Source organism: Lactiplantibacillus paraxiangfangensis, assembly GCF_036246185.1.
Classification (GTDB): Bacteria; Bacillota; Bacilli; order Lactobacillales; family Lactobacillaceae; genus Lactiplantibacillus; species Lactiplantibacillus paraxiangfangensis.
On the sequence record NZ_BTPW01000008.1, the window covers coordinates 1 to 24,923 of the forward strand.

The following is a 24,923-nucleotide window of genomic DNA, read 5'->3' on the forward strand; positions in this document are numbered from 1 at the left end:
AAGCGGTGGCAAAAGTGACAAGGGCAATTTGGCTTTGACCCACAAAAGCCAGCGCCTTGAGACGCTGGCCAGTACATAGGGCTTATAGCCCTGGAGCAAACCACCCGTTTGACGGGTGGTTATGATTGTATCAATCTGTCTATTACAGGCACTGAAATCGTGCGGGCTTTAATTAAGAAAAGCTAATTGTTAGGCGCTTTCCCAAGGCAAAAGCAATTTTAGACAAGGTATCAAGGGTCGTATTTGAGCCATTTTCGATGCGTGCAATGGTGGATTGTAGAACGGATGCTTTATTAGCTAAATCCTGCTGAGTTAACCCAGCAGCTTCACGGGCCTGCATTAATGCGGTGGCACTAGCGAGTTTTGAATAGTCATTCGCGTACGTTTGTTTGAACGAGGAATCTTTTGAGACGTCTTTTAGATAATCATTAAAGTTAATGCTGGCCATTATGATGCCCCCTCAGTAGAATTTAAATGCAGGATTTTTCATACCTATGTTATATCACATTTTGTAAAAATTACGATAGATATTAAATGCAGGAAAAGTCTAAGCTGTTATGCGGCTAGTTAGTAAAATGGCAAGTGGTTCATGAGACGTTGACTTTTGGGAGGGTACGTCATTATAATTAAAAAAACATTAAATTATAATGAAACTAATTCTCATTAGGAGGCGCCAGATGCGTAAATATATCGTTCAAGTGTGCCTATATACCCGTTATTTTTGGCAGGCCGCACTCGATAACCTGGGGATGTTGCTATACACCGTCGTGTTACCACTCGTCTTTTTAGTATTGAATTTAAAGTCGGCCTTTTTTAAACCACTATCGATGCAGGAGTTTATTGGCGCGGTCATGCCCTTTATCGCCTGGATCATCTTTTCAAACGTCTTGATGGTGATTGCGGACGTGGCAATGCTTCGTGAGCAGGGCTATTTAAAACAATACGTCTCGTTAGTTGTGAATCCGAGTGTCTTTCTAGTTAGCAAAATGCTCGTTAGCGGGGGCTTACTGGTAGTGATCTTAGGGCTGGTTGGCGCGGTTAGTGGAATCGTCTTTCACTTGCCAATCTTCGGGATTGTTTGGCGGTTATGGGCCGTCCTATTATTAGTGGCGCTACCAGTGCTTGGTTACTGTCTGCCCATTTTGAGTTTACCCATTCGTTACAAGTCATTAAACGCGGTGGTCAATACACTCATGATCGTTGTGATGATTGGTTCCACGGCTATTGAAAATAGTACGCACCTGGCCGTCACCACGGTTTGGTTGAACGTGTTGAGCCCCATCTACTTAGTCATGAATATGTTTAACCTGCTGACAACGGCCCAGTGGGGTGCGTTTTGGCCGGCTTACGTTGCTACGTTAGTTGTGATGGGAGTAATTGGGGCCTATAGTTATCGCCACCTGCGTTTGTTGCCAACGGAGGTATTATAATGAAAGTTAGACAGTTAAAGTATACGTTCCCTAAAGCGCAGCAGCCCTTTTTTGACGGTTTAAACTTTGACCTAGTAGCCCACCAGGTGAACTTTTTAATTGGTCAAAACGGTGCCGGTAAAACGACGTTAGCAGACATTTTGTTGGGATTACGACCCGCGCAAGGTAAGATTACGCCCCAAGGGTCTTCAATTTACTTAAACCAAAAATTACCGATGCTTGCGGCGACCCGCGTTTGTGACGTGGCCCAGTTAGTGTTAGGCGTCGCTACGGGTCAGTTACGGTTGAAGTTATCTGATTTAGCTAAGTGGGCGGATGCGCCAACGGTGGCGTTTTTAACCCCGCTGTGGCAACGCCATTATGGTGACTTGTCGGGTGGCGAGCGTAAATTAGTACAATTATTACTATTTTTACAAGTTGACCGGGACTTAGTTGTTTTGGATGAACCGACGGCGTTTGTGGACCGGCAACACGTCGCCACTTTATTTACCGTCATGCGCGAACATCCACAACGGACTTACTTGCTGATTACCCATGACGTGCGGGATGTTACGGCGTTTGAACAGTGTCAGGTTTTGTGGTTAGCCGATCGCCAGATTAAAGCAACGTGGACGGCAGCACAGTTTGCGGATCACGCCAACGATTCGGAATTCCTCCAAGCATTTAAAACGATTTAATGATTTCATAATCAAAAATGCCACCAAGTTGCGGTGGCATTTTTGATTGAATTGATCGCACTTAATTTGGTGATATCAACGTATCATCGACCGAATTAAGAATTGTAAAATCAAGCCAAATATATTTAGAAAAGCCATTTTCCATAAGGGATTCATCAGAATTGATTTGCCACAAATAATCCTCGGTTTTTAAGAGCTGTTGGTGACAGAATGTCTGTAACAGCTCTAAACCGCGATGGATGCCGGTAGTCGTGTTATCAACCAAAACACAGGCATAGTTGGCAGCATCTTTTTTTAGAATTGGAATCATCCGCTTATGTTTAACGCTACCAACTTCTTTAATGATTCTAAAAGAGGCTTCATCATAATCATGTGGATGATCAATTGATAAATTGGTTAAATAGCCAGATTTGGTCGTATCCATAATTGATAATGTATCTAATTGTTTATAAAATTCAGAAAAAAGTTGCGCGACTTCTGCTTCTGTACAATTAATAGATTGGCGTGAACACCAAAAAGTGATTGGGGGGCGTTGCCTGATTACTGGATTATAAAGGACTTCATTATCAAGGTTAGCTTGCTTTTCAATCTTTTTCTCAAGGACTTGTTGAATACGAACGAATTCAGCAATCTTTTGATTGACTTTGCTTTGAGCATTGAGCAAATATGAAGTTTGACTTGCTTGTGGCTGGCTTTTAATGGCTTTAATTTCTGCTAACGAGAGGTTTAAGCTACGGAGCCCTAGTATAAATAGTAGATCGTATAGCTGACTATAATCGTAGTAACGGTAGCCAGTACTAGCCGTATACTTTGGCTTAAAAATGTTTTTTTGATCATAAAAAAGTAATGCTCGCCGAGTTGTATTTGCAAGTTTTGCCATCTCACTTATTTTAAGTATCTAAGTCCCCCTGACCGATTACCATGTTACAGCATATGCTTTTCAGTTAATTATACTGTACTGCAGCATTGAGTTTACGGCGATTACATAAATAGAGAATGGTGGTTAAAGGGACAATCAGTAGCATCACTGGATAAAAGAATTTGAGTGGAAAAATAGTGGGTAGGATTCCGCCAATAATGGGACCGAGTGACATGCCAATATCACTGCCCAGATAATAGGTGGCGTTAGCGAGTCCCTGTTCTTCTATGGGCGCTAATAAAAGGGAAGTCGATTGGGAAACGGAAACCATCACCCCAAAACCAACGGCCATTAATACAGCTGCCAGGATCATCTCAAAGTTGTTTTGCATGATTGTTAATAGAAGGATGTAACCAATCGTTGCAATGATGCAGATAGAAAACCAAATACCAAATGAAATTGTATCAAAATAATTTTTTAATAAAATTCGGATCACAATCAATGCCAGTGAGTAGCATAAAAAGAATAGACTGACGGTAATATGTAAATGACGTTCTTGAACGTACATCACAATATCAGCCTGGGTCACAAAGTAGGGAATGGATAACAACGAAAAGATTATGGCTACTGGTAAGGCGTCGCGTTGAATAATCTTAAAGTGTTGATTTTCTAACTTGATAGTTGGTTGTGCCCGGTTATGGATTAACTGGATGACAACAACCATGGCTACGGCGCTCAGGGCCGCCAGCATGATAATGAATTTGTACCCTAAAAGTTGATAAATGCTGATTGCTAGGGCGGGAGCAATGGCCATTGCCAGCGCGTTTAATAAGCCGTAATACCCCATCGCTGCGCCAAGATGTTGTCGTGGGACTAAAAAAGCCATCCAGGTTGCGAGGCAAATGGTACATAGGACAAAGCCTATACCATTGATGATTCTAAAGGTTAATAGCCAAGGGGCGTTGAAAGCAAAGAGGTATCCCAAATCACTAACTGCACATAAACTACCGCCGATCAGCGCCAAGCGATATTTAGAAATTCGGTCGGTTAGATTGCCGGCAAATGGTCTTAATAACATTGAAGTAATACTCATAACGCCCACAATGATGCCGGCAAAAGTACTATTAACGCCTAGATTACGGGCATATCCATTCATTAGTGGGTTAACCGCTTGAATACTAAATTGGTAAAAAAAGGTTGCTAACATAACGCAAATAATATCTTTTGAAAAAAATGAAGATTGCTTTGTCAAAATTTGATCCTCTCTTTTGAAAACGATTTTAGCCAAATAAAAAAGGTGTTTAACCACCTTTTTTAAATCCTAATTATGGACGAGCAATGCCTTTAAATAGTTGTAACACGGTTTTGGCATGTTCGTTTCCGTTGTAAGGTCGTTGACCAATATCTTTGATCATTAATTGATCTGCCTTCGTTGGTGACCATAACTTTTCATACTGATTAGTCGCAAAGTTAAGTAACGTTTGACTAATAAAGTTATCACGAGCGAGTTGTTCTTGACTAGCGTCAGGTGCAGCTTGACCGACAATCCCATACATATCAGTGCCATGATAGGCGGGCGAGCCTTCAGCTGGACCAACACTTAGTTGATAAACGCGTCCGCCAGCTTGGGCATGATCGTGCACTTCCCGAATAGCCGGTAAGGTGAAGTTATAATCGGTAAAGAAACGGGTTCTGACATCGAGTGGTGACGCTTTGCCAGCGCCACAGTGTAAAGCGATGGCTTCGGCCTGTTTGCGTGGAATATGGCAATCATAAACCATTTCATTGATGACGGCCTCGATGGTTTTAGGATCAACATTATCTGGAATATTTGCTGCATACCAACTTGCTTCGGCCGTTGTTGAAGTGATAATTAAATCAACATCTTTATGTTCGCCACTTTTAATCACATCAGCAGGGTTAGCTTTCAAGACGCCATTTGGTAAAAATTCATCTTCAACAATACCGATTGAAATGGTATTTAGATTACCACGTTTCAAAACGTCAGTTGGCAAGGCTTGGTTAGTCGCTTTAATTAGGGCTTTGGCATCAACCGTTAATAATTGGTCTGGCGAAGTGAGCTTTAGTGTTTTTAAAACTTTAGCTGCTAATTCTTCAGCCCACCAAGCTGGGATGTAACGGGCGGCGTAGCCAGAAAATGCGGCTAATCTGGTGTATAAGCCGTCAGCTTCAGGTACGGCTAAGAGCGTTAACAGGGAGAATGAACCAGCACTATGTCCCGTAAGTGTCACTTGATTGGCGTCGCCACCAAATGACCCAATGTATTGGTGGATCCACTTTAAGGCTAGGACGATATCTTGCAGACCTAAATTACTAGCATCTTTAAATTGTCCACCGTATTGGGATAACTCCAGCCAGCCAAGTGGTCCAAGGCGGTAATTAATGGAAACCCCAATCACCTTACCGCTAGCAACTAAGCCGGATAAATCTGACGTGTCTTGGGAATTAGCGCCGTAAGTCCAACCACCGCCGTGGATATAAACAACAACGGGGAGCTTTTCTTGGACATTATTTGGCGCCCAGACATTAAGGTTTAAGCAATCTTCACTTTCACCTTGGTCGGCATTTAGAAAAGCAGGATCTGTTAATTGAACGGATGCTGGTCCACTTTGACGATAGTCATGGTTAGATTCAAACGGGACGAGTTGTGCTTTTTGGAACCGGCGAGCAGTACCATAAGGGATTCCGAGCCATTCTTGAACGTCATTAAATTTTTTATTGGGATGTGACATTTTAAATTCCTTCTTCCGTATTTTGGGGGTTACTTGATTCAGTATGCTTACATTCTAAACTGTGCCCCAACGTTACAGTCAAATAGAATGTCATACAAAAAAATGCCACCAAGTTGCGGTGGCATTTTTTAGTGACTAACTTTTTTTAATTCAAGCTCGATGGGGTGTGTCTGTAGCGTGCTAAGTGGCTGATTTGTTGGCCTAGGTACGCGGGTGGCTCGACCATGCCCCGTTGTAGCCAGTTGACCGCCACGTTAACGACGGCACCGGAGAAAAATTCGACGTAGTAGGGTTCGCTAAAAAGTGCCATACTACCCGAATAACGAATGCGTTCGTGTTTAATGAATAGGTTAAAAACGGTCTGAAACGTTTGAACTAAAACGTCATACTTATCATTTTTGATCAATAAACGGTTGGTCGCCGCTTCTTGTTTAGTCAATTCAAAATAATGGGTCATTAAATCGGTCAAACTGATTTTTGATTGGTTAGGTAGGTGGCGCAGGTAGTGCAACATGTAGTCTTCTTGAAAGGCGCCAATAATTTGGTCAAAGTTTGCGTAGTTGCGGTAAAAATAAGTTCGTGAAACGTGTGCACGCTGGCACAATTCGGTAATCGAAATATCGGCCAGTGGTTTTTCGGTCATCAGTTGCAGTAATGCTTGGTAAATGGCAACCAAGTTTTGGTGTTTGCGCTCTTGAGGACTCATTCGGTCACAACCTTTCCCTTTCTGTAACCTAAGTATTTATCTGTTTGATGGCTGTCCCCTATACTGTGTCACACAAGGGGGCGTTTAAAATGGAAAAATCAACTAAGATCGTCATGACAATGGCGTTGGGGACGTTTTTATGTATGCTGGATACAACGGTAATGAACATCGCGTTGCCGGCGATGCAAACCGGATTAGCAACTAGTTTAGAACAGTTATCCTGGGCGCTAAATATTTATACCATATTGTTTGCCAGCTTGACCATTCCTTTAGGCCGATTAGCGGATATTTACGGGCGTACACGGTTGTATTTGCTTGGCCTGGGGCTGTTCCTCGTGGGCTCTTTATTTTCAGGACTAGCTACTGGGGTGAGCTGGCTAATCGTTGGACGGGGCGTTCAAAGTTTAGGCGCTGCCATTGTTTTTCCAGCCAGCATGACGATTGGGATTCAAAGCGTGACGACGGCTAAACGAACGGGGGCCATTGCCATTTTAGGAACGACGCAGGGGCTGGCGGCCGCGCTTGGGCCTACGATTGGAGGTGCCGTTACCCAGTTCTTTGGTTGGCGGGGCATCTTTTTGATTAACGTCCCCTTAGTTTTACTAGTGTTGGGGCTATCCTGGCGATTATTGGATCGCAAGGCCAGTCGTGCGGGGACCGAAAAGCTGGATTGGGCGGGTAGCTTGTTATCAATGCTTGCCTTGTTCAGTTTAACGTTGCTACTGGTCAAAGGGAGCGATTGGGGATGGACGAGCACTATTATTCTCGGATTAGGTGCAGTCAGCTTGGTGGCGTTGGGAAGTTTTATCTGGACCGAATCCCACGTGTCGCAACCCATGATGCCCTTGGCGCTGTTCCGTGACCACCAATTTACGGGTTCAGCGCTAGTAACGGTTATTTCCGGGGTATTCATGGTGGCGTTATTGGTTCTAATGCCCAGCTTTTTTACTAAGGTCCAAGGAAAAACGGAACTCATGGCAGCACTAATGATCTCACCCGCCTCGGTGATGATTTTCCTTTTTTCGCCCCTTAGTGGGTTTATCCTAGCTAAGGTTGGTCCCCGGTTAGTCGTTTTCAGTGGAACTTTAGCCATCATTTTAGGTTACGTTGGGCTTAGCCAGTTAAATCCTAATCACTATTGGCAGGTCTTAATCGTTCTGATGCTTGTTGGGGCGGGGTACGGGATAATTATTGGCCCCATTACTGTCTTAGCCGCGGGTGATTTTACGGGAAAACTTTTGACAGCGTCACAAAGTGTGATCGGTGTTTTTCGCCAAATCGGGACGTCACTAGCAGTTGCGATTTTTGTGTCCGCGTTGTCAGCGAATTTAGTCACGGCTAAGCAGCACGTTTTGCGGACTGCACAGTCAGATGTCGCGGCGCTTTCAGTCTCAGCTAAAACGAAACAAGATACGTTAGCGGCAATCAAAACGCATTTAAAGACTGAAAACGTCCAGGCAACGTCGCAGCAATTCATCACACCCGCTAAAACCCGGCAATTGATTCAGCAAAACTATTTGGTGGCGTTGAAGCAATACCGGCTGCAACGGGCGCCGAAAGCGGTTCGCAAAACGGTTTATGAACAAGTTCGACGCCAAGTCACACGGACGGTGGCGGCTGATAACCGGCAAATTGCTGGGGTAGTTGCCAAGGTCAAAGTGACAACGAAAACCGCCATGACCCAAGCGTTTATACGTCCTTACCAAGTCGCAATGCCCGTTACTTTAACCATGCTGTTAGGATTAGGCTGTTTCAAACGGCGACGGGCCTATCAATAGGACCAGCAGTAGTCGCTAGTAGTTTAAACTAGTTCGGTTCGGCCATGGGGCAATTGCCCTTGGTTGGGCGGGCGACTTGCCAAATTATAAATAGTTACAAAATAGGCGCATCCCTTGATTTTGCAGGGATGCGTCTATTGTATTTCATTGATCAAAGTAGCTGGACTAAGCGGTGTAACCCGTAAGCACTGGCAAAAGAGCCTGTCCAAGTTAAAACGTAGCAACCCACAATCACCGGCAGGGGCGCCACGGATAACCAACGGCCACCAAGTGCCCAGATGAGTTGCAGCCAAAAAACGTTGGCGAGGTAGGCCCGGTAAGCGTAAATCGCTAACCAGTGAATGACGGGAACGCTGCGGGCGTGGCGGTGAATTTGAGTGTTCGCCAAGCTAACGATTAAACTGATGGTAGCAAGGTCGTAGCCAACCATGGCAGGCTGGATGTACGAGGTGACGTTCAGGTGGATCGGTAGTCCCGCGTGAATCAGCATCCCAGTGGTCAAACCAAATAGGACGAACCAGCTCAGCCTGAGCAACCATTGATGGTGGATTAGTCTCTGCGCTAAGGGGTTAGAAAAACGAGCTGCCAGGGTGCCTAGAATTGCGTAGCCGGCGAAACTAAGGCTGACCCGGTCTAATAAATGCCAAGACTGTTGATGCGGGCCGTGCCAAACCGTTATGTCGTAGAACGTGACCCAGAGTGCGCAGCCAATCATCGTTACCCAAAGGATTAGTTTGACTCGGCCGGCGTTGGTAGCAATGCGCGCTAACCACCAAAAGATCGGCATTAGCAGGATAAACTGCAACATCATGGTGTTGTACCACAGGTGTGGGGCGGCGTTACCATTGATGAATTGCCAAGCGAACGTTTTGACGCTACGGAAGGGAGTGCCTTGTTGCAGATGGGGCATCCCTAGCAGGTAAACCGTGCTCCAAAAAATAGACGGTATGAATAGGGCCGACCATTGCCGTTTTAAGTAGTGGGGATAGGCATTTGGCTGGCTAGGATAAGTTGTCCGGGTCGTTGTAAAGAGAATGCCAAAGATAAACGCGGGTGCGGTAAATTTGACTGCATTATAGCTGAGGCCGATGACCCATTGATCAGTTGTGTCGAGTGGCTGTTTTAAGGCCAATGTTAGGACTGACTGGAGGATGACGGCGGTACAAGCCGCAACCTTTAAGTAGTCGCCAGTATCGGCGGATTCAGTTTTAGTGGTACTGGTTGCCAAAGTTTACACCGGTTTCTAATTAAGATAATAGTCAAAGAAGTTCGCAATTTTATTCATTAGGGGAATCTTGACGAGGTGTTTGGCCTGGTAGCCCGTAATGAAAGCAACTTGGTTGGCGTAGGGTTCGTGGTGGATGCGGTCAAAGAAGTCGCGGGATTGTGTGTACGGAATCCGTTCGTCGTCGGTGCCGTGCCAAAACAAGACGGGCCGGTGCGCAATCGTTTCGGGGTGCAAGTTTAAATCGAAGTTATCGATCCAGCTGGTCAGAGCGGCCATGTCCGTTGGTAAATAGACGTGGGTCTTAATAGCATAATTGCGAACAAGTTGCGCGTAGGCGTTCAAGCTAGGCGTCCCCATGATAATGGTGGCCGCCTTAATCTCGGGATGACGGGTCAGGAGCGCGCCAGTCGTCATGCCACCCATGGAGTAGCCGCCAACACCGATTTGGTCGTTTAAGATCAGACCACGTTTGTGGTACGTCTGGATGATGAGGTCAAATTCGGCTAAGTTACCTTGGATGCTGTTCCAGAAAGTGAAAGATGGCAGGCTGCTGACCGGTTCCATGCGGTCCCCGTGGTTCATGGCATCGGGTAACACGACGCGAAGGTGCCGGTTGGCCAATTTACGGGCTTGCGTTAAGACCAAGTCTTTTTGTGACCGCCAGCCGTGGTAAAAAACGACTAGTGGTAAAGGGTGGGTCAGAAGCGTCTCGTCGACGACTTCAATGATTGGGATGTCTTGTAAGGATTGTTGTTTTACACTAATCATAATATGAGCTCACTTTATTACTTATTTAATAAATACTGTGACAGATTTGGGGCTAAAAAACAAATCGTTAGCTTGATTAGACAGGCATAGGGATACCTTGGCCTTTGGTGAATTAGATGAGATTTAAGACTTTCTTTACAATTTGAAGGCGCCAATGTAAAGAAATTGTAAAGCGAATGACATCAGTTTGAGAACCTTTTAAACGCTTTTACCGGTAAAATTAATAATAGATATTATTTTACATATAAATTGTTTTATGGGAAGGCGAATGGTTTGAAATTATTTAAAAAGTGGCGACTCGCGTTACTCGCAATTGGGAGTTGCGTGGGGTTAATGGTAGCGGTGCAAGCGCAAGCTGCGGTTCCAGATATTTCTGAATGGCAGGGACAGTTGAGCAGTACCCAAGTACAGAGCTTAAAGAATCAGGCTAGCTTTGTGATTAACCGGGTTCAGTATGGTAGTGGGTATGAAGATATTCATCACGTTAATAATGAAAACTTATACGTCCGTTACGGGGTACCGTTCGGGTCGTATGACTTTGCAACCTTTACTTCAGCAAGCGGTGCGGTCCAAGAAGCAAAAGACTTTTACAACCGTGCCAACAAGAACACGCGGTTTTACGTGTTAGATTTTGAAACGACTTCGATGAGCAGTTCGGCAACCAACGCCGCGGTCAAAGCGTGGTATAACGAAATGCGTAAGCTGACTAATAAGCATTTGATTTTCTACTCTTATCAGTCATTTGCGACGAGTTATGCCAATACGGCGCGCCAGAGTTTTGATGCGCAGTGGATCGCCAACTACTCGTCACGGCCAACGATTCCGTTCTCACTGTGGCAGTATTCAAGTAGTTATTACCTCTCATCATTAAATCAATACGTTGATAATAACCTCTTTGATCAGGCAACGGTCACGACTTACCATCCGTTGAGCTGGTGGTTGAATGAGAACACTATCAAGTACGCTTACAGCAGTTACCGGGCGGGGCAACACGTTTACTTGCATAAGGGTGCGACGAACTACTACGGTGGTGCTGGCATTCCAAGCAACGTTAAGCAGAAGTATTACAAGATTGGCGCGGTGCAAAACGTCACGACGAGTTCTTCAAAACAAATCGTTTATTTGAAGGGCTTGAATAAGTGGGTACTGGCACAGGACGTAACGGGTTACTGGGTTGGTCAACATGGGAGCTACACGTTACGTAAGAAGAGTAAACTTTACAGTGACATTAATTTGAAGCACGCTACCGGTACGGTGATGCCAAAGGGTGCAACGTACGCCGGGACACTGGTCAAAAGCGGGAACTATTACCGAATTCGCTTAAACGGTGGTTACATTACGGGTAAGATTTCTAAGACGAACCACGCTTACTACGAATCGGTTCCATCAAGTAAAAAGATCATTCCTAAGAAGAACGTCTACACTTACCGTAAACATTCCTTCAAGAAGGCGGATCGGGTTGCTCGTCATAAGAAGGGCAAGGCCATTAAGACCGTTGCCGTTTACAAGCGGTCAACGGGATCACGTTACTACATGACGAATAAAGGGAACTTCTTTACGGCGAATAAAGCTTACGTCAAAACAAAATAATAATTTTATAGCGCTGGTTAGATTCACGGTTTGCAATTGCTGATCGTGAGTCTAACCAGTTTTTTTACGTGTAAATTACAGTGAAAAGCTAGATTACTGAACGTTTGAGCTGGTTTTTAGTCGCTACATCGTTTAAATGTTGAGAAATCGTGAACATTTCGTTCGGTAAGTAACATTTCATACAATATCTTATCGAATACTTGATAGCCAGGTGGCCTGGATTAGGTGATTTATCTAAAGCGCTTTAGTTACGGGGGAATAGGCCGATTAACTACGGTGAATATGATTAATTTTATTATTGATATATAACTAATTGGAATTGGATTTGACTAGTTTATTGTGGTAACTTATAAATAGAAAAGGTACTCATCTATTAACGAGAGTAATTAAATTTATTAATAGACGAGTAACAATATGGGGTTAATTTCCCTTTTGAATGCCGGCGGATTAATGAATCGTATGAAAATTAGTTTGTTTATATGCAATTATTTATGCTCATTCAGTTAGTAGGCTACTTTTAGGAAATGGGGGAGTAGGTTTATTAGACCAGTTCAAAATGAGAAACGTTATTATAAAATGTATAAAAAAGGACGTTTCTGGATTTTTGCAGGAATTGCGGTTGTGTCAATTAATATGGGTGCTTTAACGAGTCAGGCAGATATCGTAACTGCTGCTGATGAAACGTCCTCGACCAGTACTAGCAGTGAAAGTGAAATTAGTCAGTCACAGGTCGTCCTGAGACAGCACGACTCAAATGTCGTAAACAGTGGCTCGGATGCCAGTACTAGTGCGACTAACACTGATACAGCAGTCACTCAAGCTAAGTCGGTCACAGAAACAACTGAGCAAGACCAAAATGAAAACGTTTTCTATGACGATAGCAGCACGAAGCAGACCGATAGTTCATCGAGTCATTCGCAAGCTGAATCGTCTTCGGACGGTCAATCGAGTTCTGAACCGTCAAAAACTAATGAAACCGTTAACAGGGCCAAAGAAACTGTTGCAAGCAGCAACGAACAATCCATTACTGAAACGCCGATAACACCAGCTATTACGCCTGATAGGACAGACGAAGCAACTAAAAACACACCAAAATCCGATTCGGTAACTTCAGTTGAGAATGAAGGTGCCTCTGAAGAAAGGGTTATCTCAGTTAATGCAATTGGAACTGTTGATTCAGTGTCCGATCCCGATATTGAGGCACAACTGACGAAGCGTCAGACCGTCACTAAACTAAATCTATTGACGAGTAACGCACTGGGAGCGGCTGCAGTTCAGGAAAATAAGTTGTCGCGAGCTAGTTTAATGAAGGCGGCGGATGTGACTGTATTGGCATCAGGTACCTGGGGGACGAGTCCGTGGAAAGTGACCAGTGATGGTTTGTTGACGATTGGTTCCGGCACTTTTGATGCTGATTCTATGGCACCGTGGGAAGGCAATAATTATTTGCCAGATATGACAAGAGTTCGTGCTGTGATTAGTAAGGTTGTCATCGATAAGAACGTCGTTGCAGGTCACTATCTAAGCTATCTTTTCTTTAAGAAAGATACGGATCCAGGCTACGTGCCCCTAACCGAAATTGATGGGCTAGAAAATATCGATGTTTCGCAAGCAACGGAAATGTATGGTGTGTTTTCAGGTGATCAGGTTTCGGACCTTTCAGGGATTAAGGATTGGGACACTAGCAACGTGACTGATATGGGAGCGATGTTTTCATCTAACCCAATAACTGATAGTAGCAAGTTGCCAGTAAACAATTGGAATGTTGGCAAAGTTCAATCATTCAATACAATGTTTAGCAATATGCCGATACAGTCTTTGGATTTGAGTCATTGGAATGTTGGGGCTAATGGTCAAAAAATGACGTTTGGTGGGATGTTTTTAGTTGATCCACAGCTGAAATCTTTGAATATTTCTGGCTGGAATATGAGCAATGCAACTCAATTTGCAAATCTGTTCTCAAATAATACGGCGTTATCGTCATTGACGGTGAGTGAGCAGACACGTTTAGGGATGGACGCTGGTTTGCCAAGCGTACCAACTGCTGAGAAAACTTGGCAGAGCACGACTGGCGGTAATAAGTATACAAGTGCTGAATTAATGTCCTTATACAGTAACACCAGTAGCAATATTCCGACTGGAACAATAACTTATGTGTGGGAACCGGCATCAAAGTCTAGTTTCGAAGTGGGCCCAATTACGGTCATTGCCGGGCCTAAAAGCACTTGGTCTGCTAAGGACAATGTTACTAGTTTAGTAGATGGTGAAGGCGAGAAAGTAGAGTTATCAGCCTCCAATATTAATAATTTGGTTAAAGTCGTGAGTGTTAATGGAAATAAGTACAATGACATGGTCAATGTCAAGACAACGGGTCAAAACAGTCAGGTTGTTAATACGGTGGTTCTGTCGTATACAGATAGTTACGGTGCAGTACGTCAGGAGATAACGACGGTCACTGTGGTAAAGTCGCAAGCGAGCTTAGTTGGTCAAAACGTCTCGGTTAACATGGGGCCAAACCCAAATTGGCAAGTTAGTGATGCGCTTGATCGAACGGCTTCATTAAATGCAGTAGGTTCCACGCTAACCGATGCGGAGGCTGCAACCGTGACGGCTACCGGGCTTGATTTAACTAAAGCGGGTGCCCAAGAGGTGAAGCTAACTTACGTTGATCAATCTGGTAATACCGTTTCTACAACGGTAACTGTGACGATGGTTGCTAGCCAGGCAGATTTTAAATCACGCGATGTCACCATTGTTGCTGGTGATCTGGCGAAGTGGTCATGGCGAGACAGTGTCGCCAGTGCCACTGACTTTGCTGGTGTGCCGGTTTCGACGGATGGGTTAGCAATTGTGGCGAATAAGCAGCCAGATTTGCAAACACCCGGTAATTATTCGATCACTTTGACCTACACGGATAGTGAAGGCAATGCGGTGGTACATGACGTACAAGTCAAAGTAGTTGAAAATAAGGCGACGATTCAGACACAGCCCGTTCAAATAATTGCTGGTCCGAGTGCTAAAGTTGATTTAAAAGCGGCGCTTACGAAATTAACTGCGGCGGATGGTACTGATGTCGCCTTCGAAAATGCTAAGTTGACCGCAAACACTGATCAATTAGATTTAAATACAGTTGGCAAGCAAACGTTGACGGTCACCTATGAAGATGATGCAGGCTATGAGCACACAGCTGATATTGAAATTACGCTTGTTCCGTCTAAAGCGGTCTTAACAGGTAAGAATTCAACAATGGTCATTGGTCCTAAAACACCAGAATGGACTGCCACAATGAATTTGACGGGTGCTAAAGATAGTGCTGGCCATGATCTGGCTATTGATGCAGTAACAGTTGATGGAAGCGTCGATACCAAGACGGCCGGCGATTATCCAATCACTTACAGTTACACAGACAGTGCTGGTAATTTTAAAACAGTGACCGCGGTAGTAACAGTAAAGACTAGCACAGCCGGGATAGTAGCTAAAAGTACAGAATTAATTGCAGGACCGAATACGAAATGGACAGCGGCGGATAATTTTGTCAGTGCGACAGATGCCATGGGTGAAAAAGTCGAATTTAATGACGTCAAAGTCACTGGTGGAGTCGATGCAAGCAAAGCCGGCGACTATCCAGTGAGATACAGTTATACGGATACTGCTGGTAATACCGTAAGTCAAACAGTGACGGTTGTTATTAAGGCAACCCAAGCTGCAATAAAGGCGACCGATGCGACCGTGATTGCAGGTCCAGGAGCTGAGTGGACCCCCGAAACTAATTTTGTCAGTGCACAGGACGCCACCGGTCAAAAATTAGCGTTTGATCAAGTCGAAGTCACTGGCGCTGTCGATTTGCACACCCCAGGTAATTACACAGTCACTTATCAATATACTGATGCGGCGGGTAATTTTATTACAGTGCCAATTATGGTTAAAGTCGTTGCGACTAAAGCGACGTTGACGGTCAAGGATACGGCGGTGATTGCGGGCAAAGGAACGTGGACGCCAGCTGACAACTTTGTGAGTGCAACGGATGCTGCCGGAGAACCGTTAACGGTTGATCAAATCACAGTTGACGGTCAAGTTGATCTACAAACACCGGGGACTTATCAGGTGACCTATCGTTACCTCGATAGTGCGCGCAATGAACGGACTCAGACGGCTACCATTTACGTTGCCAAGGCGCAGTCTGGTTTGGTCGTCAAAGATAGTCAGTTAATCGCTGGCCCTCAAACGGATTGGCAACCGGCTGATAACTTTGTGAGTGCAACGGATGCGAACGGTAAACCGCTCAATGTCACCGATTTAAAAGTAACCGGGAGTGTTGATCCAACTAAGTCCGGTGATTATAAAGTGACGTATGCGTACACTGATGCCTATGGGAATGAGTCAACCAAGACGATTACTGTCCATGTGATTGCGAGCCAACTCAGTGTGGATGCAAAAGATGCGACAATTATCGCTGGGCCAAAAGCGACTTGGAGTGCTAAAGACAACTTTGTCAACGCGACGGATGCAGCTGGTAAGACTATCGGCTTAGCTGATGTCAAAGTAACGGGTACGGTTAATTCCAATAAAGCCGGTGATTACAAGGTCACTTACACGTATACGGATACGTTTGGCAACGAAGTCACACAAACAATTACCGTTAAAGTCGTTATGAGCCAAGTCGCTTTAAAAGTTAAGGACAGTCAGCTTAAAGTTGGTGACAAGTGGCAGGCATCGGATAATTTGGTTCTGGCAACGGATGCCATGGGACAGTCACTGACCGTTGATGATTTGCTCGTCACGGGAGTGGTTGAAACAGCCAAAGCCGCGACTAACAAAGTGACGTATCAGTACACTGATGCTGCTGGCAATGTGGTGACCGCGACGGCTATAATCACAGTCACGGCAGATGTCGAGCAGCCAGGCAGTGGTGATCAAGTTAACGTTGGCGACGAAAACAACGGAAATGATAATGGTGCCGGTGATTTGATCAACGAAGGCCATGGCAATGGTAAACAGACTGATGGCGGGTATCCGCTTAACTTGGACAATCGTAGTCGTCAAACTAGTGTGGCTGGTGACCAGATAATCAGCAGTCAACCAAGTCTGAAGCAGCCAACGACAACGAGTAAGTCAACTAGATCATTACCGCAAACCAATGAAAAGCGGAGCGCATCGTGGTTAGCTTTGGCGGGTGTTGGATTAATGGCGATGCTTGCTGTGGTCGGTTATCGCCGGAAACTTTAAGCGATTTCTTTTTGGAAGAATAGCAGGGCTCGTCATCTCTGTGTATGCATAAGCTTAAAAAGGTAGTTCTGAGAAATCATGTGATTTCTCAGAACTACCTTTTTTAATGCGAGCTGGGAGCTTTGTCCCGGACGCTTACCCGGTGTTTTAATACCGTCGTTATGGTTGTAAAACTTATTTAACCGAAGTAGTAGTAAGACCCGACGATGGCAATCCAGAGCGTCACCCAGGCAATACCGGCGCAAAGGTTGAGATAGTACAAGTGGTAATGAAACTGCTTGAACCGCTCGTTGTCATGTACCATAAATGGTAATGCGTCAGTTTTTAACTGTTGTAAGTAATGGTAGCGTTTAGTCGGCCAGAGTGCACCGAACGTTTCAAAAATGACCAACGCGATTAAAGCAAAGATGGCTGCCGGAAAGACGGCGGAAGGGTCGACTGCAAAGCTCGGGTTAATAATATTCGAATTCAGGATCCAAAGCGCAATCAGAGAAGAGACGATAGCAGCCAACTGGACAATTATTGCCAGCAAGACTGGTTTCTTTAATTTGGGCTGTTGTTTGAGCAATTCCCGGTTGGTGCGGTAAGTCAACGTTCCGAATTTGACCGACTGTCCGGGTTTAGCCGTCACATAACGGGCTTGGTAAAGGTACGGGAGTTGAATTAAGTAAGTGATCAGGGCCGTAATTGGAATCGCCGAAACGGCTGTAATAACAAGGTATTCAATCACCAGAATCGGTGCGGTACTGGTACTGATTGCCCGACTGACCCACGCAATGAGAATGAACAAGTCTAAGAAGATAACACTGCCGATACTTTGGCGCCGGTAACGCTTAAATTCTTTGGCGGTGCTCAGCTGGAACTCGGGATGATTGTCAGTGTGCCGGGCCCAATAATGATAACTTTGCGAAGGCCACATCAACGCCGGAATGAGTAACAGTAGCCCACCACTAATTAGAAGAATAGCGCTAGTAATGGCCGTTCCGGTTGGAAAAATCAGTAATGTCAACTTAGTTTCTAATTGAACAGTGCTGATCAAAATGAGCACAAGCCCGACGATCCAAGCAAGCTGGGTGAAACCAAACAGGGCCCGTAATTTGGGTGCCTGGTGGGTCAGCTGCTGATGCGCATGGTGTTGCAACTGTAGCTGACCTTTGATTTCTAGGGATTTAGCGGGTTGAAGATAGGGATGCTGCAAGTTACGGTAACCTAGCCAAAGTGCAAGTGCTAATAATAAGGCTAGGAGAATGAGAACAGTAATTAACATATACAGTAAGTCCTTTAAAAAATTATAGTCGAGCTTAGTTTTAAGTGTAAAACTAAATTATGCGTAAAATGTGACGATAATTGCAATATTATCATTTTAGTGGCTTGCTGTTAAGGCGTAGATAACTAATGAATTGGGATGCGATAAGCATTTTAATTAATTCGATGGCAAAGCGTTATGGCTGTAAACTTAGATGGTAAGGTAAAAAAGTGGACGGGTCACGGGCCTTGATTACTTTTTGTAATCTTTTTGTAACTGCTAATATTAGTTAATTTATGTTAAGTTATTAGTAAGAAATATTCAAAGGGTTGTCATAAATTTAGCAGCAGTTGCTAGTTTTTTTAAAGTTTACATAGATAAGACAATTACGGGTGGTGGCAAGACGCTGTCAGCCGTTAGTTTTACGGGGAAATTTTGAAGCTACCGGTGTTGGGCTCATTGGATTTTTTAAGGTTAAATAATATTCTTAATTTTGAAAGGTGAATTGAATGTGGGATTAAAAAAAGGATGGGGATTAGCGCTAGCAACTTTGGGCTTTGGTTTGACGATGGGTGTGACCACGCAAGCACAAGCTGCAAAGCCAATACCAGATATTTCTGAATGGCAAGGTCGATTGACGAGTACGCAGGTTCACAGTATGAAGTCCCAAGTGAACTTTGTCATCAACCGGGTTCAGTACGGCTATAACTATGAAGATAATCATCATAGAAATAATGAAAGTTTATACGTGAAATACGGGGTGCCATTTGGCTCGTATGATTTTGCAACGTTTAAGAGTGCGGCGGGCGCAAGGGCCGAAGCACAACGTTTCTATCAACGATCCAATAAAAAGACTCGTTTTTACATTTTAGACTTTGAAACGACCTCGATGGGAAGTTCAGCAGCGAACGCGGCGGTTAAAGCTTGGTACCAAGAAATGCGGAAACTGACGAAGAAGCACTTGATTTTCTATTCTTACCAGTCGTTTGCAACCACTTATGCTAACTCGGCGCGGCAGGCGTTCGATGCGCAGTGGATCGCCAACTATTCTCACCGGCCAACGGTGCCATTTTCACTGTGGCAATACACGAGCACTTACTACTTGTCGTCCTTGAATCAACGGGTCGATAACAGCTTGTATAATAAAGCGACCGTTAGTCAGTACCATTCGTTAAATTGGTGGTTAAACAAGAAAAAGAAGAAGACCACCACTAAGACGACAGCGGTTAAGGCAGCAACACCGGCCAAAGCAGCGGCTAAGCCAGCTGCCAAACCGGCAGTTCAAGCTAAGCCAGCGGTAGCAAAGGTCAAGTACTCTTATAGCAAGTATAAAGTTGGTCAACGGGCTTACCTTCGTCCGGCCGCGACCCACTACTACGGCGGCGAAGCCATTCCTGCCGACAAGCGAAAGCAACCGTATACGATCAAAGCGGTGAAGGCCGTTACGACGTCCCGTTCTAAACAAATCGTCTATGTGTCAGGATTGAACAAATGGGTCTTAGCCCAAGACGTCACTGGTTTTTGGCGGAGTAAGAGTACCGGTAAGTTTAAAGTCAAGGTCACTATGAACGTCTATCGTGATGCGAAGATGACCCAAAAGACCGGTGCCAAAGTGCTTAAAGGTAAGAAAGTCACGGGTCACGTTGTCCGCTCTGGTAATTATTATCGGATCAAGATGGATAAGGACGGTTACATTTCAGCCAAAGCTCGAAATTCTAGCTTCAAAAAGGTGAAGTACGTTTTCAGTAGTTATAAGGCCGGCCAAAATGCTTACATTGCATCAAAAGCCAAGACTTATTACGGTGGCGCTGTGATTCCAGCATCGGCCAAGCTGAAGCCGTATAAAATCACCAAGACCAAGACTAAGGTAACGAGCCGTTCACGTAAAATTGTCTACGTTCGTCATCTGAAACACTGGGTCCGGACACAGGACATGATTGGTTATTGGAAGAAGGGTTCCAAGGGCACGTTTAAGGTTCGAAGCAAGGCTAACGTTTATAAGAAGTCAACTTTGAAGCATAAAGTGCGTCACCTGACTAAGAATAGCCGGATCAGCGGTAAGGTCATCAAGAAGGGCAATCTATATCGGGTTAAGCTCAGCAGTGGTGGTTACGTGACCGCTAAAGTTAGTGTCATTAGTAAGGTAAAATAAACGCTGTTTAATCGTTATAACTAAAGCATGAGTTTGGGACAAAGCCCAAACTCTTTTTGTATCTCCGAACATTTATAGTCGAAACGTGCGATAAAAGACTGCTCCCTCCGCTTAGCTACGAAATACGAACGATTGAAGGTGTACAATCATTCGTATTCCTAGGCTATGCTCGGTAGCACCCCGTCTTTTGTCCCACTCTAATGCTTTAGTTTGGTCTCAACCGATCGTTAGTTTTTCTAGGGACGCATCGGTTATGTGACGAAACGGTTGGTCGGATATGCTAAAATAGAGGCAGAATGGTTGTGGAGGTCACAATATGCAAAAACAAGTAACGATTGTTGGAAGTGGGATTGTGGGTGCCGTCACTGCTTACTACTTGAGTGCGGACCCGACGTTAAGTGTCACCCTTTACGATGAAGGAATTGGCCAGGCAACGAAAAACGCCGCGGGAATCATTTCACCGTGGCTGTCAAAGCGTCGTAACAAACGTTGGTATCAGCTCGCTAAAGCGGGTGCCGCGCTATATCCAGAAATTGTTGCGGATACCCAAATGGGCTATTCCGTTTACCAGCAAGCTGGGACGGTTGTCACGCGGGAAAATCCGGATGATTTGCAGGCCTTGTACGACCTCGCGCTTGAACGCCGTAAGACCGCGCCGCAAATGGGCAACGTTGAAAAGCTGAGCGCCGCGGAAGTGCAGGACAAGATTCCGTTACTAACGGCACCACAACCCGGTGTGTTTGTCAGTGGTGGTGCGCGGGTCGACGGTGATAAATTCGCCCATAACCTGCTCAAATACGCTGAAAAACGCAACTTGGTTCGTCACAAGGGTAAAGTGCGGTTAGGTGATCAAGGGCAATTACTGACGGTTAACGGTCAGCAAGCTTACGACACCTTGATTTTGGCCGTTGGTGCGTGGTTAAAGCCACTATTGTTACCAATGAAAATCGTCGCGGACGTTCGACCTCAAAAAGGACAGCTGATTGAAATGCAGCTGCCCGAAACGTGGGGGGATGACGTGCCGGTCCTCATGCCTGAAGGTGAACGTGATTTTATTCCGTTCACGCGTAGTAAGCTCGTGGTCGGTGCGACCCATGAAAATGATCAGGGTTACGACTTACAAGTTTCCGACCTCGTTGAAAATGATTTATTTGCAAGTGGCTATAAACTTGATAGTCGACTGAGTAAGGACCAAATCACGCAGGTCAAAGTGGGCACTCGTGCTTATACGAGTGACTTTGCGCCGTTCTTTGGTCCGTTGCCAGATAATCCCCACATTTTAGTTGCTAGTGGACTGGGGTCTTCTGGGCTAACGACTGGTCCGATGATTGGGAAGCTATTAGCTGATTACGTGCGCACAGGCAAGCATGATTGGGATAACTACCAGCTACCAGTTGAAAACTACCTGACACCCGCGGATTAGTCTTTGAGGTGTAATCCTTGCTGAGCTAACTGGTGGGCGCCGTGGTTCTCACTTTCAGCGATCCACTGAGTGACGACCACTTGGCACTGGTCCTGTAGGTGCAGTAAGGTAGCTAGTTCAACTGCAAAGTGTTTGCTATAAGCTTTATCGACGCTTTCAGCAACTACTTGGCTGTCAGTATAAAAGAAGACGACCTGGTCAGGACCATAAGAATCTAATAATATTTTAAAGCCAGCAATCGCGGCTAAAAATTCCGCGGTATGATTATCACTGTCTGGCAAAACCTGCTTGTACTGGTGTTGCTGACCTTGATCAATTAATAGAATGCCCGCGGCACTCTGGTTAGTTTGCGGCGTCGTGGCTGCATCTGTATATAATTGCAATGATTATCGCTCCATCTTGAAAGGAATTTATTAACGTGAATAATGCGAAACATACTTTTAAGTATCAACCAAATTGGGCGTCAAGTCTAATTGTTTGGTCTTGGACATTACTAATTGGCATGGCGGGCCTAATTTATTGGCTCGAAGTCATGAAATTTAAATGGTCCTTTGTCGTGATTGGCCTAATCTTTATTGCGGTGGTGGCTGTTCAGTTGAGTTTACGCCGGGTCTCCATTGACCGTAATTTACTCATCTTTAGCACTGTTTTTAATCGCTCGTGGCTAGTGATTCCCCGTGACCAGCTGGAATTAATTGCGCCAGTTCGTGGGGGTATTAAGGTTCAGATTGACGGCAACGCGTACCAATTTTTAATGCGCAAGAAGGCCCGGACAGCGTTGATCGAACTCGCCCAAGAAGCTAAATAGCCGAACTAACTAAGGCTAATATTTATTAATTGTTCCTATTTTCAGATTATTCGGTATAATGAGAGTCAGATTATGATTAAAAGGGGCGGAATTGATGAAAGACATTGAAATCGCACAACAAGTGACACCCGAACCAATTACTGAAATTGCAGCGAAGGCCGGTTTAACGGCTGACCAGATTGACCAGTATGGGAGTGCCAAGGCTAAATTAAAACTACCGTTACCAGTAAAAGAAACTAAACGTAAGCTAATCTTAGTTACGTCGATCAACCCAACACCTGCTGGTGAAGGCAAGTCGACCGTCACCATCGGTTTAGGAGACGCGCTGACGAAGATTGGCAAGTCAACCATCATCGCATTACGGGAACCATCCTTAGGTCCCGTCATGGGCATGAAGGGTGGCGCCACTGGTGGTGGTTACTCGCAAGTGATTCCAATGGAAGACATTAACTTGCATTTTACGGGCGACATGCACGCCTTAACCGCGGCTAATAATACGTTAGCAGCGTTGATCGATAACCATATCCAACAAGGAAACGAACTGAATATTGATGAACGGCGTATTCAATGGAAACGTGCACTTGATATTAATGACCGTGCGTTGCGGCACACCATCATTGGGTTAGGCGGTCCTACGTCAGGGGTGCCACGTGAAGATGGTTTCGATATCACGGTGGCTAGTGAACTGATGGCCATTTTGTGCTTGTCTGAAAATATTGCCGACTTAAAGCGGCGAATTAATCGCATCGTGATTGGTTATACGCGTGATCGTAAACCAGTCACCGTGGCAGATTTAAAAGTTGGTGGCGCCATTGCGTTACTATTAAAAGATGCGCTCCGGCCAAACTTAGTTCAGACGTTGGCCCACACGCCCGCGTTCGTTCACGGTGGCCCGTTTGCCAACATTGCTCACGGATGTAACAGTGTTTTAGCGACCCAAGCTGGGCTGAACTTAGCCGACTACACGGTGACTGAAGCTGGTTTCGGTGCTGATTTAGGCGGACAAAAGTTCATGGATATCAACGTTCCAGCCGTGGGACAAGCACCGAACGCCGTTGTGATCGTCGCAACGATTCGGGCCTTGAAGATGCACGGAGGCGTTGCTGTAAAGGAATTGGGAACTGAAGACGTGCCAGCGTTAAAAGCTGGTTTGGCTAACTTAGGCCACCACGTCGCAGCCATGCAACGGTATGGTGTGCCCGTCGTGGTCGCCATTAACCAATTTACGGCCGATACCGAAAATGAAATTCAAACGGTCGAGGATTACTGTGCCGACCTTGGTGTTGAAGCCGTTTTGGCCGATGTCTGGGGTCAAGGTGGTGCCGGTGCAACTGATCTTGCACAAACCGTTGTTAAGCTTTGTGATCAACCAAGTGAATTCAAATCAATTTACAACGCTGACGATGATTTGGAAACGAAGATCCAAGCCATCGTAACGAAGACTTATGGTGGCGCTAAGGTTGAATATTCAGGTAAAGCCAAGCGCCAATTAAAGGCGTTCGCCAAGCGAGGCTGGGATAAGTTACCAGTCTGCATGGCCAAGACCCAATATTCGCTGAGTGACAATCCGAAGTTATTGGGTGCCCCTAAGGACTTTACGATTAACGTGCGTGAATTCGTACCGAAGTTAGGTGCCGGGTTCGTCGTTGCTTTGACAGGTAATGTCTTGACCATGCCGGGTCTACCTAAACATCCAGCTGCCTTAGACATGGATATTTCAGACGACGGTAAAATCTCTGGCTTATTCTAAAACAAATGAAGTCTATCAAAAAGTCGGTCGTTGTACCGGCTTTTTTGGTTGCTGACAAATTAGTCGTTTCGGCGGACAGAACCGGTGTGCTATGGGGGACGGTCCCAGCCAAAGTGCGGTCTGGGCCCTCACTTCAAAGCCGATAGACCACGTCTTTGAAGTGCTCCGCAATATCAACCGGCTAAGAAGCACCGGTTAATATTGCCGCCACAGCATACCAATTCTGTCCGCCTGCGCTAAATGGTACTTGATTGTTATTATGGTATAGGATTATCGGAGGTTGCCACTGATAGCATCGGTCGTGATGGTGGCGTTGAGGTGGTGGTTTTCCACCTTTACACCACGGACGGTCCGGGACACTTGTGGTTTTTGCAAGGGTTCCGAGCGAGGGGCAAGACGGCTCTTTGGCTTACCCCGGTCCCACGACCGCATGCTATCAGTGGCGACCGGATTTAATCATAAGCAAATCATTTTAATTTTGATCTGCACTTACTTTTAAAAGAAAGATAGTGTTTCGTAGGGGTTCTGC

Annotated in this window: 18 protein-coding genes; 9 read left to right on the top strand and 9 right to left on the bottom strand. The window is 45.2% G+C overall.

Annotated elements, in window-relative coordinates; all coding sequences use genetic code 11:
- Positions 1-172: 172 nt before the first annotated feature.
- On the bottom strand, positions 173-448 hold the full coding sequence (locus AAA939_RS05275; protein WP_338230527.1) for a helix-turn-helix domain-containing protein: 276 nt from the start codon (positions 446-448) through the stop codon (positions 173-175).
- 229 nt (positions 449-677) lie between these two features.
- Here AAA939_RS05275 and AAA939_RS05280 point away from each other — a divergent pair, with 229 nt between their 5' ends.
- Both AAA939_RS05280 and AAA939_RS05285 read left to right on the top strand, forming a co-directional pair.
- A complete protein-coding gene (locus AAA939_RS05280) occupies positions 678-1,430 on the top strand; it encodes a hypothetical protein (protein ID WP_338208223.1) in 753 nt (250 codons plus the stop codon).
- The gene (locus tag AAA939_RS05285) at positions 1,430-2,107 is read left to right on the top strand and encodes an ATP-binding cassette domain-containing protein (protein WP_338208224.1); all 678 of its coding nucleotides are present in this window, start codon (positions 1,430-1,432) and stop codon (positions 2,105-2,107) included. The genes AAA939_RS05280 and AAA939_RS05285 overlap by 1 nt, the downstream gene beginning before the upstream one ends.
- Positions 2,108-2,168: 61 nt before the next feature.
- Here the strand turns inward: AAA939_RS05285 and AAA939_RS05290 are convergent, their stop codons facing one another.
- The 4 genes from AAA939_RS05290 to AAA939_RS05305 all read right to left on the bottom strand — a co-directional run bounded on the left by AAA939_RS05290 (position 2,169) and on the right by AAA939_RS05305 (position 6,425).
- A complete protein-coding gene (locus AAA939_RS05290; RefSeq protein WP_338208225.1) occupies positions 2,169-2,987 on the bottom strand; it encodes a MerR family transcriptional regulator in 819 nt (272 codons plus the stop codon).
- A 64-nt stretch (positions 2,988-3,051) separates the two neighbouring features.
- Positions 3,052-4,218, bottom strand: a complete 1,167-nt coding sequence (locus AAA939_RS05295; RefSeq protein WP_338230530.1) for an MFS transporter — start codon at positions 4,216-4,218, stop codon at positions 3,052-3,054.
- Positions 4,219-4,291: 73 nt separating this feature from the next.
- Positions 4,292-5,719 carry a carboxylesterase family protein gene (locus AAA939_RS05300; protein ID WP_338230532.1) on the bottom strand — a complete coding sequence of 476 codons (1,428 nt, stop codon included), beginning with the start codon at positions 5,717-5,719 and terminating at the stop codon, positions 4,292-4,294.
- 145 nt (positions 5,720-5,864) lie between these two features.
- The gene (locus AAA939_RS05305) at positions 5,865-6,425 is read right to left on the bottom strand and encodes a TetR/AcrR family transcriptional regulator (RefSeq protein WP_338208228.1); all 561 of its coding nucleotides are present in this window, start codon (positions 6,423-6,425) and stop codon (positions 5,865-5,867) included.
- An 89-nt stretch (positions 6,426-6,514) separates the two neighbouring features.
- On the opposite strand from AAA939_RS05305, the gene AAA939_RS05310 reads away from it, so the two are divergent.
- Positions 6,515-8,203 carry an MFS transporter gene (locus AAA939_RS05310; protein WP_338208229.1) on the top strand — a complete coding sequence of 563 codons (1,689 nt, stop codon included), beginning with the start codon at positions 6,515-6,517 and terminating at the stop codon, positions 8,201-8,203.
- 151 nt (positions 8,204-8,354) lie between these two features.
- Here AAA939_RS05310 and AAA939_RS05315 read toward each other — a convergent pair whose 3' ends face one another.
- Both AAA939_RS05315 and AAA939_RS05320 read right to left on the bottom strand, forming a co-directional pair.
- Positions 8,355-9,431 (bottom strand): acyltransferase, encoded by a 1,077-nt coding sequence (locus tag AAA939_RS05315; RefSeq protein ID WP_338208230.1) that lies wholly within the window; start codon positions 9,429-9,431, stop codon positions 8,355-8,357.
- A gap of 15 nt (positions 9,432-9,446) precedes the next feature.
- On the bottom strand, positions 9,447-10,199 hold the full coding sequence (locus AAA939_RS05320) for an alpha/beta fold hydrolase (protein WP_338208231.1): 753 nt from the start codon (positions 10,197-10,199) through the stop codon (positions 9,447-9,449).
- A gap of 273 nt (positions 10,200-10,472) precedes the next feature.
- Between AAA939_RS05320 and AAA939_RS05325 the strand changes: the two genes are divergently transcribed.
- Complete coding sequence (locus AAA939_RS05325; RefSeq protein WP_338208232.1) at positions 10,473-11,789, top strand: GH25 family lysozyme; 1,317 nt, start codon at positions 10,473-10,475, stop codon at positions 11,787-11,789.
- A gap of 540 nt (positions 11,790-12,329) precedes the next feature.
- The gene (locus AAA939_RS05330; protein ID WP_338208233.1) at positions 12,330-17,015 is read left to right on the top strand and encodes a bacterial Ig-like domain-containing protein; all 4,686 of its coding nucleotides are present in this window, start codon (positions 12,330-12,332) and stop codon (positions 17,013-17,015) included.
- Positions 17,016-17,193: 178 nt separating this feature from the next.
- Here the strand turns inward: AAA939_RS05330 and AAA939_RS05335 are convergent, their stop codons facing one another.
- The gene (locus AAA939_RS05335; protein WP_338208236.1) at positions 17,194-18,282 is read right to left on the bottom strand and encodes a hypothetical protein; all 1,089 of its coding nucleotides are present in this window, start codon (positions 18,280-18,282) and stop codon (positions 17,194-17,196) included.
- 547 nt (positions 18,283-18,829) lie between these two features.
- Here AAA939_RS05335 and AAA939_RS05340 point away from each other — a divergent pair.
- Positions 18,830-20,413, top strand: coding sequence for a GH25 family lysozyme (locus AAA939_RS05340; protein ID WP_479464483.1), 1,584 nt, complete (start codon positions 18,830-18,832; stop codon positions 20,411-20,413).
- Between the two features lie 316 nt (positions 20,414-20,729).
- Positions 20,730-21,836, top strand: a complete 1,107-nt coding sequence (locus AAA939_RS05345) for an NAD(P)/FAD-dependent oxidoreductase (RefSeq protein ID WP_338230534.1) — start codon at positions 20,730-20,732, stop codon at positions 21,834-21,836.
- On the opposite strand, the gene AAA939_RS05350 is transcribed toward AAA939_RS05345, so the two are convergent.
- Positions 21,833-22,219, bottom strand: a complete 387-nt coding sequence (locus tag AAA939_RS05350) for a ribonuclease HI family protein (protein ID WP_338208242.1) — start codon at positions 22,217-22,219, stop codon at positions 21,833-21,835. The two genes, AAA939_RS05345 and AAA939_RS05350, sit on opposite strands and share 4 nt — an antisense overlap.
- 35 nt (positions 22,220-22,254) lie before the next feature.
- Here AAA939_RS05350 and AAA939_RS05355 point away from each other — a divergent pair, with 35 nt between their 5' ends.
- Both AAA939_RS05355 and AAA939_RS05360 read left to right on the top strand, forming a co-directional pair.
- Entirely contained in the window at positions 22,255-22,644 is a 390-nt protein-coding gene (locus AAA939_RS05355; protein WP_057707113.1) for an EbsA family protein, read from the top strand.
- Between the two features lie 94 nt (positions 22,645-22,738).
- On the top strand, positions 22,739-24,394 hold the full coding sequence (locus AAA939_RS05360; RefSeq protein WP_338208244.1) for a formate--tetrahydrofolate ligase: 1,656 nt from the start codon (positions 22,739-22,741) through the stop codon (positions 24,392-24,394).
- The last annotated feature ends 529 nt before the right edge of the window (positions 24,395-24,923 follow it).